At 35.8% G+C, this 1,589-nt stretch carries 1 protein-coding gene; it reads right to left on the reverse strand.

Going from position 1 to position 1,589, the window contains the following annotated elements:
• Positions 1-1,478, reverse strand: a 1,478-nt coding sequence (locus HZY94_RS09085) for an IS1182 family transposase (protein ID WP_179925879.1), incomplete at its 3' end; no start/stop codon positions are given.
• Between the last annotated feature and the right edge of the window lie 111 nt (positions 1,479-1,589).

The following is a 1,589-nucleotide window of genomic DNA, read 5'->3' on the forward strand; positions in this document are numbered from 1 at the left end:
AGAACCAATCCCATGTCAATTTTTACTTGTCGTTTTCCTCGTAGATTACAACGTTTGTAACCTAAACAAGCCTTTATCTGTCCAAAGACAGGTTCCACATCAACTTTTCGTTGTGCGAAAATCCGACTGCCTTCTTCAGATAAAAGCGCTTGACTTTCTATTTGCTTCAACTCTTGGTATCTATGGTTTAGATAAAGTCCTTTCTGAGGAGCTAAATCAGGATTATCTGCCTTATAGACTTTGATTTCTTGAGTAAATCCAGTACTGGTTTGACGATGTTTAATACAATCAAAGTGATAGATCCATCCATCTGGATGCACGTAACTATCCTGGATTTCATCATAAGTCCAATTATCTAGATTCCGACTAGACTGTTTATAACTTCTTTTCTGTTCCTTATCAAACAAGGCATACTTAATAAAATGATTAACTCCAAGTTCATTAAGAGTAACTAGATTTTCCTCACTACCATAGCCTGCATCTGCAACAATTGTTTGAAGTTCATGTGGATAACTTTCTAAAAATGGTAGAAGCGTGGTAATGTCTGTTGAATTTGGGAATACATCGTAGTGCAAAACAAATTGATTTTCGGTTGCAATTTGGAGGTTATAACCAGGTTTGAGTTGACCATTCATCATATGATCATCCTTCATTCGCATAAAGGTCGCATCTGTATCTGTTTTTGAAAAGCTGTTACGTCCCTCAAATGTTTCCTCGTAATTTTCATATTTTTCAGCCCGCACTAAAAAATCATCCTTAACTTTTCGGATAGCTTTCTTGATTTTACGACGTTTTTCTTTTCTTTGATCCCTTCCTTTAACAGGCTTTTGTTCAATCTCTTGGTTTGTTTCTTCTAATTCCTTTTCTAAAATAGCGACAAACTCAGTTAATTGTTCCGAGCTTATCGGTTCTTCCTTGTCTAAAATGATAGCTTCCTTAATAAGAGGAGCTATTTCTTCTTGGAAAGATTGACGGATACTTTCTTGAAGTTTAAGGGAAAATTTATCAGTAGCTTTTTTCCAAACAAAACTGTATTTATTGGCATTAGCCTCAATCTTAGTCCCATCAATATACAGACAATTTAGTGATACAAATTCCTCTATCTTTAGACGAACACTAAACTCCACGAACAAATCTTGAATCAAATCCTCCATACCTTTGGCTACACGAAAACGATTGATAGTCCGATAACTGACAACCAACTGACCAGTCAAATAGTGCATAGCTAAGTTTTCCACCATCAATCTCTCAATCTTACGACCAGAAAAAATTCCTTGAGAATAGGCAAATAAAAGAGCTGCCAATAACATTTTAGGGTGATAAGATGGACGTCCAAAATCGTGATAAAAGGCAGAAAAACAATCCTCAGCCAACTCATTGACCACTTTTTCAATCGTGAAAACAATATGATCCTGTGGTAAGACTGAAGAAATTTCTAGTGGTAAGCAGGTTTGATTTGTGTTATAGTGGATGTACATGGGATAGCCTTTCTCAGTATTTTGTCGTAATTATATTGTATCAAGACTATCTCCATAAAGCAAAAAAGCAACGGCTCTTAAACCGTTGCTTTTTTGCTTTAGTCAGAGAGA

The sequence above is a fragment of the Streptococcus danieliae genome (genome assembly GCF_013415245.1).
Taxonomy (GTDB): Bacteria; Bacillota; Bacilli; order Lactobacillales; family Streptococcaceae; genus Streptococcus; species Streptococcus danieliae_A.